Origin of the sequence: Streptomyces aurantiogriseus (assembly GCF_014649375.1) — a bacterium.
Lineage (GTDB): Bacteria > Actinomycetota > Actinomycetes > Streptomycetales > Streptomycetaceae > Streptomyces > Streptomyces aurantiogriseus.
In genome coordinates this window covers 13918-30815 of sequence record NZ_BMSX01000013.1, presented here as the reverse complement: position 1 = coordinate 30815, position 16898 = coordinate 13918, and the positions used below count along the sequence as shown (strand labels likewise).

Annotated in this window: 13 protein-coding genes; 8 read left to right on the top strand and 5 right to left on the bottom strand. The window is 69.0% G+C overall.

Going from position 1 to position 16898, the window contains the following annotated elements; all coding sequences use genetic code 11:
* Positions 1 to 54 precede the first annotated feature (54 nt).
* The 3 genes from IE263_RS25870 to IE263_RS25860 all read right to left on the bottom strand — a co-directional run bounded on the left by IE263_RS25870 (position 55) and on the right by IE263_RS25860 (position 3668).
* The gene (locus IE263_RS25870; RefSeq protein ID WP_189940183.1) at positions 55 to 1065 is read right to left on the bottom strand and encodes an ABC transporter substrate-binding protein; all 1011 of its coding nucleotides are present in this window, start codon (positions 1063 to 1065) and stop codon (positions 55 to 57) included.
* A 133-nt stretch (positions 1066 to 1198) separates the two neighbouring features.
* Positions 1199 to 2215 (bottom strand): LacI family DNA-binding transcriptional regulator, encoded by a 1017-nt coding sequence (locus tag IE263_RS25865; RefSeq protein ID WP_373312086.1) that lies wholly within the window; start codon positions 2213 to 2215, stop codon positions 1199 to 1201.
* A gap of 616 nt (positions 2216 to 2831) precedes the next feature.
* The gene (locus tag IE263_RS25860; RefSeq protein WP_189940181.1) at positions 2832 to 3668 is read right to left on the bottom strand and encodes an SCO2400 family protein; all 837 of its coding nucleotides are present in this window, start codon (positions 3666 to 3668) and stop codon (positions 2832 to 2834) included.
* A gap of 257 nt (positions 3669 to 3925) precedes the next feature.
* On the opposite strand from IE263_RS25860, the gene IE263_RS25855 reads away from it, so the two are divergent.
* The 8 genes from IE263_RS25855 (at position 3926) to IE263_RS25820 (ending at position 14199) form a co-directional block, all read left to right on the top strand.
* On the top strand, positions 3926 to 5086 hold the full coding sequence (locus IE263_RS25855; protein ID WP_189940180.1) for a mandelate racemase/muconate lactonizing enzyme family protein: 1161 nt from the start codon (positions 3926 to 3928) through the stop codon (positions 5084 to 5086).
* Positions 5083 to 6087, top strand: a complete 1005-nt coding sequence (locus IE263_RS25850; RefSeq protein ID WP_189940179.1) for a zinc-dependent alcohol dehydrogenase — start codon at positions 5083 to 5085, stop codon at positions 6085 to 6087. The genes IE263_RS25855 and IE263_RS25850 overlap by 4 nt, the downstream gene beginning before the upstream one ends.
* Before the next feature lie 111 nt (positions 6088 to 6198).
* A complete protein-coding gene (locus IE263_RS25845; RefSeq protein WP_189940178.1) occupies positions 6199 to 7170 on the top strand; it encodes a hypothetical protein in 972 nt (323 codons plus the stop codon).
* Positions 7171 to 7315: 145 nt separating this feature from the next.
* Positions 7316 to 8422 (top strand): multiple monosaccharide ABC transporter substrate-binding protein, encoded by a 1107-nt coding sequence (gene chvE / locus IE263_RS25840; RefSeq protein ID WP_189940177.1) that lies wholly within the window; start codon positions 7316 to 7318, stop codon positions 8420 to 8422.
* A 32-nt stretch (positions 8423 to 8454) separates the two neighbouring features.
* The gene (mmsA, locus tag IE263_RS25835) at positions 8455 to 10005 is read left to right on the top strand and encodes a multiple monosaccharide ABC transporter ATP-binding protein (RefSeq protein WP_189940176.1); all 1551 of its coding nucleotides are present in this window, start codon (positions 8455 to 8457) and stop codon (positions 10003 to 10005) included.
* The gene (mmsB, locus tag IE263_RS25830; RefSeq protein ID WP_189940175.1) at positions 10002 to 11246 is read left to right on the top strand and encodes a multiple monosaccharide ABC transporter permease; all 1245 of its coding nucleotides are present in this window, start codon (positions 10002 to 10004) and stop codon (positions 11244 to 11246) included. The genes mmsA and mmsB overlap by 4 nt, the downstream gene beginning before the upstream one ends.
* A 67-nt stretch (positions 11247 to 11313) precedes the next feature.
* Positions 11314 to 12360, top strand: a complete 1047-nt coding sequence (locus tag IE263_RS25825; protein ID WP_189940174.1) for an aldose epimerase family protein — start codon at positions 11314 to 11316, stop codon at positions 12358 to 12360.
* Positions 12361 to 12522: 162 nt separating this feature from the next.
* On the top strand, positions 12523 to 14199 hold the full coding sequence (locus IE263_RS25820) for a pyridoxal phosphate-dependent aminotransferase (protein WP_189940173.1): 1677 nt from the start codon (positions 12523 to 12525) through the stop codon (positions 14197 to 14199).
* 158 nt (positions 14200 to 14357) lie between these two features.
* On the opposite strand, the gene IE263_RS25815 is transcribed toward IE263_RS25820, so the two are convergent.
* On the bottom strand, positions 14358 to 15788 hold the full coding sequence (locus IE263_RS25815; protein ID WP_189940172.1) for a family 43 glycosylhydrolase: 1431 nt from the start codon (positions 15786 to 15788) through the stop codon (positions 14358 to 14360).
* The gene (locus IE263_RS25810) at positions 15770 to 16750 is read right to left on the bottom strand and encodes an arabinan endo-1,5-alpha-L-arabinosidase (protein ID WP_189940171.1); all 981 of its coding nucleotides are present in this window, start codon (positions 16748 to 16750) and stop codon (positions 15770 to 15772) included. Before IE263_RS25810 ends, IE263_RS25815 begins: the two co-directional genes overlap by 19 nt.
* Between the last annotated feature and the right edge of the window lie 148 nt (positions 16751 to 16898).

Below are 16898 nucleotides of genomic sequence, written 5' to 3'. Positions count from 1 at the left end.
CCCGGGGCCGATGGCTCGGCCGGCCGGAGGCTCCCTGCCGGTGGGTGCGGTCGGTCAGTACTTGCGGTTCGGGAGGGCGGCGGCGGCCTGGTCCTGCATGAAGTCGCTCTCCTCGGTCTTGATCCAGCGCTCGAGCGTCTCGCCGGCGTGAACCTTCTTCACGACGTCCATCAGCTGGGGGCCGAGCAGCGGGTTGCACTCGACGATGGCGTTGATCTTGCCCTCGGACATGGCGACGAAGCCGTCCTTCACGCCGTCGATCGAGACGATGAGGATGTCCTTGCCGGGCTTCTTGCCGGCCGCCTCGATGGACTGGATGGCGCCGATGGCCATGTCGTCGTTGTGCGCGAAGAGGACGTTGATGTCCGGGTTGGACTGCAGGAAGGCCGCCATGACCTGCTTGCCGCCGGCACGGGTGAAGTCACCGGTCTGGCTGACGACGATCTTCCAGTCGTCCTTGTGCTCCGCGTCCATGACCTCCTTGAAGCCCTTGGCACGCTCGATCGCCGGGGCGGCACCGGTGGTGCCCTCCAGCTGGGCGATCTTCACGGCACCCTTGTGGCCGGCCTTCTCCAGGACCTTCTCCAGGATCTTGGCGGCGCGCCGGCCCTCGTCCGTGAAGTCGGAGCCGACCAGGGTCACGAACAGGGAGTCGTCGGAGGTCTCCACGGAGCGGTCGGTGAGGACCACCGGGATCTTCTTGGCCTTGGCCTCCTTGAGCACCGCGTCCCAGCCGGTGACGACCACCGGCGAGAAGGCGATGACGTCCACCTTCTGGGCGATGAAGCTGCGGATCGCGGAGATCTGGTTCTCCTGCTTCTGCTGGGCGTCGGAGAACTTGAGGGTGTAACCCGCCTCCTTGGCGGCCGACTTCACCGAGTCGGTGTTGGCGGTGCGCCAGCCGCTCTCCGAGCCGACCTGGGAGAAGCCGAGCGTGATCGTCTTGCTGCCGCCTCCGTCGGAGGAGGAGGCGGAGGCGCTGTCGTCCTTCTTGGCGCAGGCCGCCAGGCCGCCCGCGGCCGCCACGCCGACCGCCGCAGTGAGGAAGTTCCTTCTGTTGAGCATGTTCTTCTCCTTTGAAGAGCCGGCCCGGGATGGACCTGTGGCACTCGATGGGACCGGCCGCACTGCGTCCAGCCTGTCGATCATTGTTCGGTATATCGGCCGCACTGAGGGGCTCGTGCGGCTGGTCGGTCTGTCAGAGGGGTACGCCCTCCGGTTGGGCGGCGTACGGGAAAGTACTGGCCCGGACGACGAGTTGGGGTTCGATCGCGATCCGGGGCGTGGTGGCGGGTGGCCGGCCCTCGATCAGCTCCAGGAGGAGCGCGATCCCCTGCTTGCCCACCGTCGAGAAGTCCTGCCGGACGGTGGTGAGAGGAGGAGCGAAGAACTCCGACTCCGGGATGTCGTCGAAGCCGACCACCGCGACGTCCTGGGGAGTTCGGACCCCCGCTTCCCGCAGGGCCCGCAACACCCCCAGTGCCATCTGGTCGTTGGCGACGAAGACGGCGGTCAGCCCCCGGCCCACCCAGCCGGCCAGTTCCTGGCCGGCGCGGTAGCCCGACAGCGGACTCCAGTCCCCACGCAGGAGCATGGGCGGCTCGACACCCGCCGCTTCGAGGGTCGCCCGCCAGCCGGCGGCCCGGTCGGCCGCCTCCTGCCAGTCCTCGGGCCCGGCGAGGTGCCAGACCTTGCGGTGGCCGGCGGCCAGCAGATGCCCGGTGGCCAGCCGCGCTCCGAGGTGCTGGTCCACACTGACGCTGGGGATGTCCACACCCGGCCCGCTGCCCACGATCACCACCGGGAACGGATGGCGGAGTCCGGCCAGAGCGTCCACCGCCGACCGCTGCGGGGCGATGGCGACCACTCCTTCCACCCCGCCCTCACTGAGGTGGTCCAGGGCCTCGGACAGCGTCTCCACGGTCAGTTCGCGCAGACTGACCGTCGAGACGAGATACCCCTCGGCACGCGCCGCCTCCTCGAGCGCGAACAGGGTACTGGCCGGTCCGTAGAGGGTGGTGTCGGAGGCGACCACCCCCAGGGTCCGGGTGCGCCGGGTCGCCAGTGCCCGGGCGGAGGAGTTGCGGCGGTAGCCCATCTCCTCGATCGCGCGCAGCACCCTGGCCCGTGTCTCGTCCCGGACATTGGGGTGGTCCCCCAGCACACGGGACACGGTCTGGTGGGACACGCCGGCCACGCGGGCCACGTCAGCCATGGTGGGCGGCCGAAAGCGCGAGTGTGTCACGGCCGCACCTCCTTGGCGGTCGTCTGCCGATAAGGCCTGTGATGTGGGCGGATGATCCCCCGCCGCCGGCTTCACGCCGGGATTCCGCAAGGCCCCAGGGCGCCGGCAGGGCAGGCGGGTTGGAGCACTGTCGACACGACGCTCATACCTCCTTGGCCGACGCTGGACGCCGAGTGGTGAATGCGGAGGTCATTGTGAGCGCTAACAATTCATGGCGGTCAAGAGGGCTGCAGCGGAAGGTCGTCACGGTTGAATAACGCGCCCGGTGCGCGGGGCGGGAACGCGGCCGTCCGCGGCGGGACCTCCCGCCCGGGAGCCGGACCCCGCCAAAAGGCCGATCCACCTGGTACGACGTCGCTTTCCCCGGCGGTTCGAGGCGCCCCGCGCCGACCGGCCGCGACCCGCCGTCGGGCGAAGCGGCCGGAACGTGCCCAACTCGAGCCGCTCCCAGGGAAGTTAGCGGCAGCCGGGGTCTCCGGCAGGCCGCACTTGGACAGGACTGTGCGCCCGGCCGCCTTCCGCGCAACGGCTCACATCAGGGACGCGCACGGCGCGGACGAAGAGCGGTCCATCCCCGGCCTGAGCCCTACGAGCACCACCACAAGAAGCGCGTGCACGTTTCGGACGGCGACGGTTTCGGGGGCGCGTCCGACGCCGTCGGGTCGGCGGTCGGAGTGGAGCCGGAGTCCGGCGGGGCCGTCGAGCCGGGGGTCGACCCCGAGGAGCCGGGGAGGGTTGACTGGGCTTCCTTGTCCGGGGTCTGCGTGGCGTCGTCCTCGTCGTCCGGGGACTCCGACGGCGACGGGGAGGCGGAGGGGGAGGCGGAGGCGTCGGGGGAGGGCGAGCTCTTGGCCCCACCGGCGTCCGCCCTGTCGTCCAGGGGCTGTGCGGACGCGCTCGGCTCCGCCGTCGAACCGTCGACCTCGGACGACTCACCCCCGGCCGCCGCCGGGTTCCGGGAGGAGGAGAAACCCGGTGCGTCGATGCCGAGTTCGGCCAGGCTGAGGCCGCCCGCCGCCAGGACGAAGCCGACGGTGATCAGCACCGTACGCTTGCGGCGCCGGCGGTGGACCGCGGCCTTGCGATCGCGGCGACTCGCCTCGGAAGCGCCAGCCGTGCGGGCGGGGTCCCGCCGGCCGGCCCGGCCCTGCTCCCGGCGGCGCGCGGCGCGCCCCTGCGGCTCGCCGCTCTCGACTTCGCGATCGTCGCGATCGTCGCGCTCATCGCGCTGATCCGAGTCGCCGGGCGCCTCCCGCACCGACGCGTCCTGCTCGTACGGCCCCGGCGAGTACGGCTCCGGCGTGTACGGCTCCGGCTCGTACGCGGCCTGCGGATACGCGCGTAGCTGTTCGACGGGCGTGCCGCACCCCGGGCAGGCCAGGGCGCCGTTGAGGTGCCGTCGGCACGGGTGGCAGTAGTCCATGACGCGGGAAGACTAAGTTCCCGGAGTGTCACGTTCCCAGGTCCGCCTGTGAAAGTTGTGTGGGAAACCGGCCATACCAGCGCGGCTGCTCGCGTGACCTGTCACACACCGGCTACGTCCCGGCTCTCGAAAAGGGCGTCGAAACTGTCGAAACCGTTACTCGTTCGACCCATTGACACCCCGCTCACGCGGTACTTACTGTCTGCCCAGCATTTCGAACATGTGACGAAATCTCGAACAGCCGAAGGGTTACTTCCGTGCGCATCACCGGAATCAGCACGCACGTGGTCGGGACGCCGTGGCGCAACCTGACCTACGTCCTGGTGCACACCGACGAGGGCATCACGGGTGTCGGCGAGACCCGCATGCTGGGCCACACCGACGCGCTGATCGGCTATCTGAGAGAAGCCGAGGCAAACCACATTCTCGGGTCGGACCCGTTCGCTGTCGAGGACCTCGTGCGCCGCATGAAGTACGGCGACTACGGGCGGGCCGGCGAGATCGTGATGTCCGGCATCGCCGTCGTCGAGATGGCCTGCTGGGACATCAAGGGCAAGGCCCTCGGGGTGCCCGTCTGGCAGCTGCTCGGCGGCAAGGTCACCGACAAGGTCAAGGCGTACGCCAACGGCTGGTACACCACCGAGCGGACCCCGGAGGCGTACCACAAGGCCGCCCAGGGAGTCATGGAGCGCGGGTACAAGGCGCTCAAGATCGACCCCTTCGGCACCGGGCACTTCGAGCTGGACCACGAGCAGACCCTGTACGCCGTCTCCCTGATCGAGGCCGTGCGCGACGCCATCGGGCCGGACGCCGAGCTGATGCTGGAGATGCACGGCCGCTTCTCCCCCGCCACCGCCGTCCGGCTGGCCAAGGAGCTCGCGCCCTTCAAGCCCGCCTGGCTGGAGGAGCCGGTCCCGCCGGAGAACCTCAAGGCGCTGGAGAAGGTCGCCGCCAAGGTCGACATGCCCGTCGCCACCGGTGAGCGCATCCACGACCGGATCGAGTTCCGCGAGCTCTTCGAGAGCCAGGCCGTGGACATCATCCAGCCGGACGTCGGCCACATCGGTGGAATCTGGGAGACCAGGAAGCTGGCCGCGACCGCCGAGACGCACTACATGCTGGTCGCGCCGCACAACGTGGGCGGGCCCGTCCTCACCGCCGCCTCCCTCCAGGTCGGGTTCACCGCCCCGAACTTCAAGATCCTCGAGCACTTCAACGACTTCGCGGACGCGGACATCAAGAAGGTGATCAAGGGGGCGCCGCAGGTCGTCGACGGGTACTTCCACCTCTCCGACGCGCCCGGACTCGGGGTCGAGCTCGATGTCGACGCCGCCGCCGAGTTCCCGCAGCAGCAGGCCCGCTTCGACCTGTGGGCCGAGGGCTGGGAGCAGCGCAAGCCGAAAGGCACGCAGAAGTGAGCACCGCCGTCGTCATCGAGGCGCCCGGCGAGCACCGCCTCACCGAGCACACACCTCGCGAGCCCGGCCCCGGTGAGGCGCTGGTACGCGTCCACGCGGTGGGCATCTGCGGCAGCGACCGCGAGGTGTACCAGGGCAACCGGCCCGAGGGATACGTCCGCTACCCCCTCACCCCCGGCCACGAGTGGTCCGGGACGGTCGAGGCCGTGGGCGCCGGGGTGCCGCAGTCCCTGGCCGGCCGCAAGGTCGTCGGTGAGGGCTTCCGCAACTGCCAGGTCTGCGACCGCTGCCACGCGGGCGAGACGACGCTGTGCACGGACGGGTACGAGGAGACCGGGTTCACCCAGCCGGGTGCGATGGCCGCGACCCTGACCCTGCCGGCCCGGCTGCTGCACGTGCTGCCGGAGGACGCCGACCTCACGGCGGCGGCCCTCCTGGAGCCCGCCGCCTGTATCGCGGCCGCCGCGATCAAGGCCCGCGCCCTGCCGGGCGAGAAGGTGGCCGTGGTGGGCACCGGGACGCTGGGCATGTTCGCCGTGCAGTTCCTCAAGGCGGGCTCGCCGGCCGAGCTGCTCGTCGTGGGCACGCGCAACGACCGGGAGGCGCTTTCCCGGCAGTTCGGGGCCACCGACTTCCGTACCCGGGACCAGGAGCTGCCCGACGACTTCGACGTCGTGATCGAGACCGCCGGGTCGGCGTCCGCGGCACAGACCGCCGCCTCCCTGCTGAGGCGCGGCGGACGGCTGGTGCTGACGGGCATCCCGGCGCCGGGCGCCGACGGGCTCGACCCCACGGACCTGGTCGTGCGGCAGCTGGAGGTGCACACCGTCTTCGGGGCGCCGCCGGACGCCTGGTCGCACACGGTGCGGGTGTTCGGGGCCGGGTTGCTCGATCCGCTGCCGCTGGTCACGCACGAGCTGCCGCTCGCCGAGTTCTCCGAGGCGATCGAACTGGTGGGCTCCGGCGATCCGAAGGTGGGCAAGGTGCTGCTCCGCCCCTAGACGTACGCCGGCGCGGGGGCGACCTGACGGCCCCCGCGCCGGCGTACACCCAAGCCCTCCGCGCCTTGATCCTCGAATCTCGTCCGAAATATCGAACCCAAAGGACAGCTTGTGACGACCGACGCTTCCGCCACGGCCGCCCGTCGCCCCGGTGAGCAGGCGCTCACCGCGCTCGGACTGGGCGCGCCCGCCCTCGACCCCGCCGACACCTCCCCCCACACCTTCCCGGGTGGCGGCCGCTGGCGCACCGAGATCCCCTCGTGCGAGGGTCCCGAAGCGCTGGCCGTCGTCCTGAAGGAAGCCTCGCGACTCGATGTGCCGATCCACCGGATCAGCCAGGGCAGCGGTGTGTGGATGCTGACCGACGCCGAGATCACCGAGATGGTCGAGGCCACCAACGAGCGTGACATCGAGCTGTGCCTGTTCACGGGGCCCCGCGGCACCTGGGACATCGGCGGCTCGACCCGTACCGACTCGCGCGGCGGGGGCCTGAGAGCGCGCGGCCACGACGCGGTGGCCGGATGCGTGGAGGACGCCGTCCGCGCCACGGAGCTGGGCGTGAAGTGCCTTCTCGTGGCCGACGAGGGCGTGCTGTGGACGCTGCACCGGGCGCGTGCGGCCGGCATCCTCCCGGCCGACACCACGTTCAAGGTCTCGGCGCTGATCGGGCCCGTCAACCCGGCCGCCTACGCGGTCTACGAGCGGCTGGGCGCCGACTCGATCAACGTGCCCAGCGACCTGACGCTCGACCACCTCACCGAGATCCGCCGGGTGTCCGGCACGCCCATGGACATGTACATCGAGGCCCCCGACGATCTCGGCGGGTACATCCGGATGTACGAGGTCGCCGAGCTGATCCGGCGCGGCGCCCCGCTCTACCTGAAGTTCGGCCTGTCCAAGGCCCCCGGGATCTACCCCTACGGCCACCACATGCGCGACCTGACGCTGTCCACCGCCAAGGAGCGGGTGCGGCGCGGACGGCTCGCCCTGGACCTGCTCGCGCGGCACGGAGCGGACGGCGACATGGCTCCGCTCGGTTCCCGGCTGCCCGGCGAACTGAACAGGTTCGACGTCGGGTCATAACGTTCCGGAAACCTCGCTTCACAGAAGACGACACAGCCGCGCACAATCCCACACATCTTCTTCCTCTCGGTCTTCCCGGCCTGACCTCCGGGAGCGTCTTCGCACCGCGAGACCGATCCCTGCACACACATCAAGGATGATGACCATGCGCAACCGCAGAGCCGCACTCGCCGCCATAGCCGGAGCCGCCTCCCTCGCTCTGACCCTGTCCGCCTGTGGCCAGAGCGGCGAGGGCGGCAGCGAGGAGAGCAAGGGCGACAGCAAGGGCGGGACCATCGGCATCGCGATGCCCACCAAGTCCTCCGAGCGCTGGATCTCCGACGGCAACAACGTCGTCAAGGACCTCGAGGCCAAGGGCTACAAGACCAAGCTGGTCTACGGCGAGGACAAGCCCGACCAGCAGGTCTCGCAGATCGAGAACCTGATCGCCCAGGGCGTCAAGGCGCTGATCATCGCGGCGATCGACAACAAGTCCCTGGACAACGTGCTCCAGCAGGCCAAGGACGCGAACATCCCGGTCATCTCCTACGACCGCCTGATCCTCAACAGCCCGAACGTCGACTACTACGCCTCCTTCGACAACGAGAAGGTCGGCCAGCTCCAGGCGAACTACATCGTCGACAAGCTCGGCCTGAAGAGCGGCAAGGGCCCCTTCAACATCGAGCTGTTCGCCGGCTCCAACGACGACAACAACACCAAGTACTTCTTCAACGGCGCGATGAGCGTGCTCCAGCCGTACATCGACAGCAAGAAGCTCGTCGTCCGGTCCGGCCAGACCAACATGAACCAGGTCGTCACCCTGCGCTGGGACGGCGCCACCGCCCAGCGCCGTATGGACGACATCCTCACCAAGTCGTACAAGAGCGCCAAGGTCGACGCGGTGCTCTCGCCGTACGACGGCATCTCCATCGGCATCCTGTCGGCGCTGAAGTCCGACGGCTACGGCTCCGGCAGCAAGCCGCTGCCGGTCATCACCGGCCAGGACGCCGAGCTGGCCTCGGTGAAGTCGATCATCGCCGGCCAGCAGACGCAGACGGTCTACAAGGACCTGCGTGAACTGGCCAAGGTCGCCTCGAACATGGTCGACGCGGCGCTGAACGACAAGAAGCCCGAGGTCAACGACACCAAGACCTACGACAACGGCTCGAAGGTCGTCCCCGCCTACCTGCTGGAGCCGGTCAGCGTCGACAAGACCAACTACGACGAGGTCCTCGTCAAGGGCGGCTACTACACCGCGGACCAGCTCAAGTAAGCGTCGACCCTTACGGATTGGAAGGCACGACCATGGCGGGACCCGTCCTGGAAATGCGCTCGATCGTCAAGACCTTTCCCGGTGTCAAAGCGCTGTCGGACGTCTCACTGACCGTCCGCCAGGGCGAGGTCCACGCCATCTGCGGTGAGAACGGCGCCGGAAAGTCGACCTTGATGAAGGTGCTCTCCGGCGTCCATCCGCACGGCACCTACGAGGGCGACATCCTCTTCGAGGGAGAGGTCTGCGAGTTCAAGGACATCCGGGCGAGCGAGCAGCACGGCATCGTCATCATCCACCAGGAGCTGGCGCTGGTGCCGTTCCTGTCCCTCGCGGAGAACATCTTCCTCGGCAACGAGCACGCCTCGCGCGGGATCATCAACTGGAACGACACCCTGCGGCACGCCACCGAGCTGCTGCGCCGGGTCGGTCTCGACGACCACCCGGAGACCCGCGTCGCCGACATCGGCGTGGGCAAGCAGCAGCTCGTGGAGATCGCGAAGGCGCTGTCGAAGAAGGTGAAGCTGCTCATCCTCGACGAGCCGACCGCAGCTCTGAACGACGAGGACAGCGGCAAACTCCTCGATCTCATCCTGGAGTTGAAGAACCAGGGCATCACCTCGATCATCATCTCCCACAAGCTGAACGAGATCCGCCGGGTCGCCGACTCGGTGACGATCATCCGCGACGGGCGGTCCATCGAGACCCTCGACGTGAAGGCGCCGGAGACCACCGAGGACCGGATCATCTCCGGCATGGTGGGCCGTGACCTCGACCACCGCTTCCCCGAGCGCACCCCGCACGACGCGGAGGTGGACGCGGCCCCGGCCCTGGAGATCCGCAACTGGACCGTGCACCACCCGATCGACCAGCAGCGCAAGGTGGTCGACGACGTGTCGATCAACGTGCGCCGTGGGGAGATCGTCGGTATCGCGGGCCTGATGGGCGCCGGCCGCACCGAGCTCGCGATGAGCGTCTTCGGGCGGACGTACGGCCGGCACGCGGGCGGCACGGTCCTCAAGGACGGCAAGGAGATCCGTACCAAGACCGTCGCGGAGGCGATCGGGCACGGCATCGCGTACGTCACCGAGGACCGCAAGCACTACGGCCTCAACCTCATCGACACCATCAACCGGAACATCTCGCTGACCGCCCTGGGCAAGGTCGCCAAGCGCGGTGTGGTCGACGAGCACGAGGAGCGGCAGGTCGCCGAGCGCTACCGCAAGTCCATGAACATCAAGGCGCCGACCGTCTTCGAACCGGTGGGCAAGCTGTCCGGCGGCAACCAGCAGAAGGTCGTCCTCAGCAAGTGGATCTTCGCGGGTCCGGACGTGCTGATCCTGGACGAACCCACGCGCGGCATCGACGTCGGCGCCAAGTACGAGATCTACACGGTCATCGACAAGCTGGCCGCTGAGGGCAAAGCGGTCGTCTTCATCTCCTCCGAGCTGCCGGAGCTGCTCGGCATGTGCGACCGCATCTACACGATGGCCGCAGGGCGGTTGACGGGTGAGTTCCCGCGTGCCGAGGCCACGCAGGAATCGCTGATGCGTCAGATGACGAAGGACAAAGAGGTAACCCGATGAGCACGGAAGTGACCGCCAAGAGCCCGGCCCCCGCGCCGCCCGGCAAGAGCGGGGGCGCGGCGGGCGGGAACCTGCTGCAGCTGATCCTGGACGGCATGCGCCGCAACATGCGGCAGTACGGCATGCTGATCGCCCTGGGCCTGATCGTGGCGCTGTTCGCCGTGTGGACCGACGGTGACCTGCTGCTGCCGCGCAACGTGTCCAACCTGGTGCTGCAGAACAGCTACATCCTGATCCTCGCGATCGGCATGATGCTGGTCATCATCGCGGGCCACATCGACCTGTCGGTCGGCTCACTGACCGCGTTCGTCGGCGCCTTCGCGGCCGTACTGACCGTGCAGAACGATGTCTCGTGGCCGGTCGCCGTGGTGCTCTGCCTGCTGGTGGGCGCCGTGGCGGGCGCGGTCCAAGGGTTCTTCATCGCGTATCTCGGCATACCGTCGTTCATCGTCACCCTGGCCGGCATGCTGACCTTCCGTGGTGTCACGGAGATCCTGCTGGAGGGCCAGACCCTCGGTCCCTTCCCGGAGGGGCTGCAGAAGATCGGCAACGGCTTCCTGCCGGAGACCGGCCCGGAGACCAACTACCACAACCTCACGCTGCTCCTCGGCATCGTCCTGATCGTCTTCGTGGTCCTCCAGGAGGTCCGGGACCGCAAGCGCCAGCAGGAGTTCTCGCTGGATGTGCTGCCGACCAACATCTTCCTGCTCAAGCTCGTCGCGATCGTCTCGGCGCTGCTCACCGTCACCCTGCTGCTCGCCAGCTACAAGGGTGCGCCGATCGTCCTGATCATCCTCGGCCTGCTGGTGGTCGGCTACGGCTACGTCATGCGCAACTCCATCTTCGGCCGTCACATCTACGCGATCGGCGGCAACCTGCCGGCGGCGAAGCTGTCCGGTGTCAAGGACAAGAAGGTCACCTTCTACGTCTTCCTGAACATGGGTGTGCTCGCGGCCCTGGCGGGTCTGGTGGTCGCCGCCCGTCTGAACGCGGCCTCGCCGAAGGCGGGCCTGAACTACGAACTCGAGGCGATCGCATCGGCGTTCATCGGTGGCGCGTCCATGAGCGGCGGTGTCGGTACCGTCCTCGGCGCGATCATCGGCGGTCTCGTCCTCGGCGTGCTGAACAACGGCATGAACCTTCTGAGCGTCGGAACCGACTGGCAGCAGGTCATCAAGGGCCTCGCCCTGCTGGCGGCGGTCGGATTCGACGTCTGGAACAAGCGCAAGTCCGGTTCGTGAGTCAGCAAACGGGCCCCGTCGGAGAAACCGGCGGGGCCCCACCCTTGCCCCGGGAGGCAGGACACCGGTGAAGAAGCTCTTCGGCAAGCTCGCCGACGGCACCGAGATCCACAGCTGGTCCCTGGCCAACGGCGGCACGCGCCTGAAGGTCCTCGACTACGGCGGCATCGTCCAGTCCCTGGAGATCCCCGACCGGAGCGGCCGCTACGCGAACGTCTCCCTCGGCTTCGACACCATCGAGGACTACGTCGCCCAGAGCCCGTACTTCGGCGCGCTGATCGGCCGCTACGGCAACCGCATCGGCAAGGGCCGGTTCACCCTCGACGGCAAGGCCTACCAGGTCGGCGTCAACGACGGCGTGAACAGTCTGCACGGCGGTGCCGACGGCTTCGACAAGCGGGTCTGGGACGTCGAGCCGTTCACCGAGGGCTCCGACGTCGGCCTGTACCTGTACTGCACGAGCGTCGACGGGGAGATGGGCTACCCGGGCACGCTCGAGGTGAAGGTCGCCTACACCCTCACCGGGCACGGCGACTGGCGCATCGACTACGAGGCGACCACCGACCAGGCCACCGTCGTCAACCTCACCAGCCACGTGTACTGGAACCTCGCCGGCGAGAGCAGCGGCACGATCTACGACCACGAGCTGGAGATCGCCGCCTCCCGCTACACGCCCGTCGACTCGGGGCTGATCCCCACCGGCGAGCCGGCGGCGGTCGCCGGAACCCCCTTCGACTTCCGCCGGACCAAGACCGTCGGCGAGGACATCCGCGTCGCCCACCAGCAGCTGCTGTACGCCAAGGGCTTCGACCACAACTGGGTCCTCGACAAGGGCGTCACCGCCGAGCCGGTGGCCGTCGCGACCCTGCGCGACCCGTCCTCCGGCCGCGCCATGACGATCTCCACCACCGAGCCCGGTCTGCAGTTCTACTCCGGGAACTTCCTCGACGGCACGCTCGTCGGTACGGGCGGGACCCTCTACCGCCAGGGCGACGGCCTCTGCCTGGAGACGCAGCACTTCCCGGACTCGCCGAACAGGCCGTCGTTCCCGTCGACGGTGCTGCGGCCGGGGCAGGTGTACCGGACGACGACGGTGCACTCGTTCGCCAGCTGACGCACCTTCACAGGTGACGCACAAGTTCTTACCGATTCCTCAGCGGTTGAACAGCGCCACCCAAGCCTCCGTATGTAGGAGTGGCCCGCGCTCCCCCGCGCGGGCCACCCAATGACGACGGGCCCGGTCGTCCCCAGCGGGCCCGCCCCATACGGAGGTTCCATGGCCGACAACGTCACCTCGTTGTTCCGCAGCACCGCGGCGCACAGCCCGTCGATGGCGGCGCTGACGCGCGAGGGCGGCGAGGGAATCGGTCCGGTGGACTTCTGTATCCCCTGCAATCCGTACTTCCCCACCCCGCAGATGTTCGACGAGATGTCGAACCGGCTGCGCGACATCATCACGTACTACCCGAGCAGCGCCGACACGATCACGGCCGAGCTGTGCAACCTGCTCCAGCTGCCGCCGCAGGCGGTGGCGATGGGCAACGGGTCCACCGAGCTCATCACCTGGATCGACCATCTGCTGGTCCGCGAGTCCCTCGCCGTCCCCGTCCCCACCTTCGGCCGCTGGACCGACCAGCCGATGGAGACCGGCAAGCGGGTCGACATGTTCCCGCTGCAGGAGTCCAGCGGCTTCGCCCTGGACCTCGCGCAGTACGCCGAGTTCATCCGGGCGCGCGGCACCCGGGTCGCCGTCATCTGCAACCCGAACAACCCCGACGGCGGGTTCCTGCACAAGCACGCGATCACGCAGTTCATGGACGCGATGGCCGACCTGGACCTCGTCGTCATCGACGAGTCGTTCCTGGAGTTCGCGGACGCGGAGGCCGAGCCGAGCGTGGTGCAGGAGGCGATGCTGCGGCCCAACGTCATCGTGCTGCGCAGCCTCGGCAAGAACTTCGGTCTGCACGGCATCCGCTTCGGCTACCTGGTGGCGAACCCGTCGCTGGCCGGGCGGGTCCGCTCGATGCTGCCCAAGTGGAACCTCAACTCCTTCGCCGAGCACGTGGTGTTCATGCTGAAGGAGCACGGGCCCGAGTACGCGCAGAGCCTGATGCAGGTGCGGCGGGACCGGCTGGAGATGGCCAGCCAGCTCTCCGCGCTGCCCGGCCTGACTGTCTACCCCTCGCAGGGGAACTTCCTCTTCGTGCGCCTCCCCGTGGGCGCCGAGGGCACCGTGGTCCGGGACCGCCTGCTCACCGAGCACCGCATCCTGGTCCGCGAGTGCGGCAACAAGATCGGCTCCTCCAGCCGCTTCCTGAGGCTCGTGGTGCGCCCCCAGGTGGACGTGCGTCGCCTGGTGTCCGGCCTGGAACAGGTGCTCTACGGGACCAGGAGGGGAGCCGCCGTGCCCGAGCTGGGCACTGGGACCAGCTACAGCTCGGGTACGGCGGCAGTGGACCGGCTGGTGGGTGCCACCAACGGCGCCGGCATGCAAGGCCTTGCCGCTCAGGCCGTCGGCGCCGGGATGCCGGGCCAGGCAGCCGCTCCGGCGGCCGCCCCCGGCATGCCCATGCCCGCGGTGGCCCAGACCGGCGGGGCGGGTACGCCGCTGCCGGCGGCCGCCCAGATCTTCCCCCAGTCGGTGCCCGCGCCCGCCCCGGCGGCTGCCGCCGCGATGGCTCCCGTGCCGGCGCCGACTCCCCAGATGGCACCGGCGCCGGCAGCCGCGATGGCGCCCGCGATGGCACCCGCGGCCGCGCAGATGCCTCCGGTGCCGGCTCCGGCACCAGCCCCTGCACCGGTATCCCCCCCGACCCCGCCCGGCGTCCCGGCCAGAGGGGGGCTCACCGCCGCGCAGGTCCGCGGCACCAACGGCCTCTCCCCCGCGGCGGCGACCGGCTGGCCGAATGCCCAGAGCTGGCCGAACGCGGCGGGGATGGGGCAGGTCGGCTGATCGCTCCGCGGGATGCGGGTGGGTGCGCCGGCGCGGGCCTCGCCGGGGGCTCCGCCCCCAGACCCGCGGCCTACGCCCACCCACCACCCGACTCGGTCGGCCAAGAAGTGGCCGTCGCCCTGGGGCTGCCGCCCCCAGACCTCCTGCCCACCTGTCGCTCACACCGGATTCAGCCTCCACTGCTGGCACGCGTTGTTCAGCCACGTCCACTGGCGTACGTCCGCCGCGTCCGCTGTCGAGCAGTTCGCCACGTCGGCGACCTTGCCGGTGGACTGGTTGACGATGCGGACGTAGTTGTTGTCGGTGGCGATGAAGCGGAAGCGTTGGCAGGTGTTGTTCAGCCAGGTCCACTGACGCAGGTCGGCGCCGTCGGCGGTGGAGCAGTCGGCGGTGTCGAGGACCTTGCCGGTGGCCACGTTCACCAGGCGGCTGGTGTCGTCGCCCTGGTCCTCGATGCGCCAGCGCTGGTTGTTGCCGCCGTTGCAGGTGTACTGCTGGACGTTGGCGCCGTCGGCCGTGGAACTCCCGGCCACGTCCAGGCACTTGCCGCTGTTGCGGTTGGTGAGGGTGTAGGTCGTGGAGGCGGCGGACGGTTCTCCGGAGGGGCCGGTCTGGCTTGCGCCCAGGCGGACCGGGGTGCCGAGGTTCGGGGTGCCGTCGGAGTTCCAGGTGAACTTCTGGGCGCGGGTGGTGCGTCCGTTGTCGCAGCCGTCCGACGCCGCGTCGTTGGCGTGGTAGACGATCCAGTTCTCGGTGCCGTCGGGGGACGTGAAGAAGCCGTTGTGGCCGGGCCCGTAGACGCCGTTCGCGTCGTTGCGCTGGAAGACCGGGGTGGACTTCTTCGTCCAGGAGGACGCGGAGAGCGGGTCGCTGCCCGTGAGGGTGAGCTGGCCGAGCTTGTAGTCGGGGGTCCAGCAGCCGCTCGCGGAGTAGATGAGGAAGGTCCGCCCGCCCCGCTGGAGGATCTCCGGCCCTTCGTTGACCGTGCCGTTGCGCTCCCAGTCGTAGGTGGGTGTCGAGACGGTGGAGAAGCCGGTGGCCAGGGTGTAGGGGTTCGACATACGGGCCGCGACCAGGTTCTGGGTTCCGTTGCTCGCGCTGCCGAAGAGGTACAGCTGACCGTTGATGGTGGCCACCGTCGGGTCCAGCATCCAGGCGGAGTTGAGCTGGTTCTTGTAGGTGTACGGCCCCAGCGGGTCCGAGCCCGCGCTCTCCAGAACGTGGGTGCGCTGGGTCGGGACGTAGTCGGAGACGTTCTGCCCGGCGACGTAGTACAGGTACCAGCGGCCGTTGAGGAAGTGCAGTTCGGGGGCCCAGATGTTGCAGCAGCGGGAGGCGGCGTCGCCCTTCCACACCTGTACGTTCGGCGCAGTGGCGAGGCCGGCGAGGGTCGCCGACTTACGGATGGTGATGACGTCGGTCCAGCTCGTGGTCACCAGGTAGTAGTTGCCGTTGTGGTACGAGATCCAGGGGTCGGCGCCCTTCTGCACCTTGACCGGGTTGGAGAAGGAGGCCGCGCTCGCGGAGGGCTGCCCGAGGGAGAGGGCGAGCAGTAGCGCGGCCAGCAGGGTCAGTAGGCGACGGGCCATCCGCTGCTCCAGTTCAAGAGGTTGATGCCGAGTTTGGGGGTGCCGTTGTCGTTGCCGTCGTAGTAGTGGTAGACGATCAGGTCGCCGTCGACGTCCTTCATGATCGACTGGCCGCCGGGGCCGATGTACCGCCCGTGCGACTCCAGCACCGGTGTCCCGCCGTTGTTCGTCAGCGCGACGCCGTTCTTGTCGTGGTACGGGCCGGTGACGCTGGTGGCGCGGCCGACCTTGACCTTGTAGGTGGAGCTGGTGCCGGCGCAGCAGGTGTCGTAGGAGGCGAAGAGGTAGTAGTAGCCGTTGCGCTTGACGATGAAGGGGGCTTCCACGGCCTTGGTGCCGGTGGGGCGGGAGGCGAGGGAGTAACGGGTGGTGTTGGAGGAGAGCTGCTTGCCGGTGGACGGATTGATCTGGATCATCTTCAGGCCCGTCCACCAACTCCCGAACGACAGCCACCACTTGCCGTCGTCGTCCACGAAGAGGTTGGGGTCGATGGCGTTGTAGTCGCTGGAGGTGGTGGAGGTGTAGACGGTGCCGTAGTCGGTCCAGGAGCCCGGCAGGCCCGTCGTCGAACCGGCCAGCCCGATGGCCGACTTGTTCGAGCCGAAGGTCGAGACGGCGTAGTACATCAGGTACTTGCCGCCCTGGTACGAGATGTCCGGCGCCCAGGCCTCGGTCGTCCCGTACGACGACCACCAGCTGGGCCTGGTCGAGAAGGCGTCGCCGCCCGCGCTGAAGGCGATGCGGTCGGTGGAGGTGCGGTGGGACAGCCCGCCTCCGGTGGCGTACAGCAGATAGCGGCCGGCGGAGGTGCGGATCATCGTCGGGTCGTGGACGACCGTGGATCCGGTGACCGTGCCGGGGTTGGGGTAGGCGGAGGCGGTGGTGGGGGTCAGGGCGAGTAACACCGCGGCCGGGAGGGCCAGCAGGGTGGCCCTGCGGGAGGGGCGGGGGGTGCGGCTCATGCGGACGCTCCTTCAGCGGGGGTTCACTGTTCGGTGTACCGAACAGCAGTCGCGTCGTCGGACGGGACCGTAGAGTCGAACCCCTGTGCGCGTCAATGGTCCGCGCAGTCACTCGAAACTCTTCGAGAAACGGCGAAGCCCCCGGCCG

Bases quoted from the DNA above. Each gene is read 5' to 3' on its own strand.
- IE263_RS25870 (WP_189940183.1), bottom strand. From the start codon at position 1,065: ATGCTCAACAGAAGGAACTTCCTCACTGCGGCGGTCGGCGTGGCGGCC.
- IE263_RS25865 (WP_373312086.1), bottom strand. From the start codon at position 2,215: ATGGCTGACGTGGCCCGCGTGGCCGGCGTGTCCCACCAGACCGTGTCC.
- IE263_RS25860 (WP_189940181.1), bottom strand. From the start codon at position 3,668: ATGGACTACTGCCACCCGTGCCGACGGCACCTCAACGGCGCCCTGGCC.
- chvE (WP_189940177.1), top strand. From the start codon at position 7,316: ATGCGCAACCGCAGAGCCGCACTCGCCGCCATAGCCGGAGCCGCCTCC.
- mmsA (WP_189940176.1), top strand. From the start codon at position 8,455: ATGGCGGGACCCGTCCTGGAAATGCGCTCGATCGTCAAGACCTTTCCC.
- mmsB (WP_189940175.1), top strand. From the start codon at position 10,002: ATGAGCACGGAAGTGACCGCCAAGAGCCCGGCCCCCGCGCCGCCCGGC.
- IE263_RS25820 (WP_189940173.1), top strand. From the start codon at position 12,523: ATGGCCGACAACGTCACCTCGTTGTTCCGCAGCACCGCGGCGCACAGC.
- IE263_RS25815 (WP_189940172.1), bottom strand. From the start codon at position 15,788: ATGGCCCGTCGCCTACTGACCCTGCTGGCCGCGCTACTGCTCGCCCTC.
- IE263_RS25810 (WP_189940171.1), bottom strand. From the start codon at position 16,750: ATGAGCCGCACCCCCCGCCCCTCCCGCAGGGCCACCCTGCTGGCCCTC.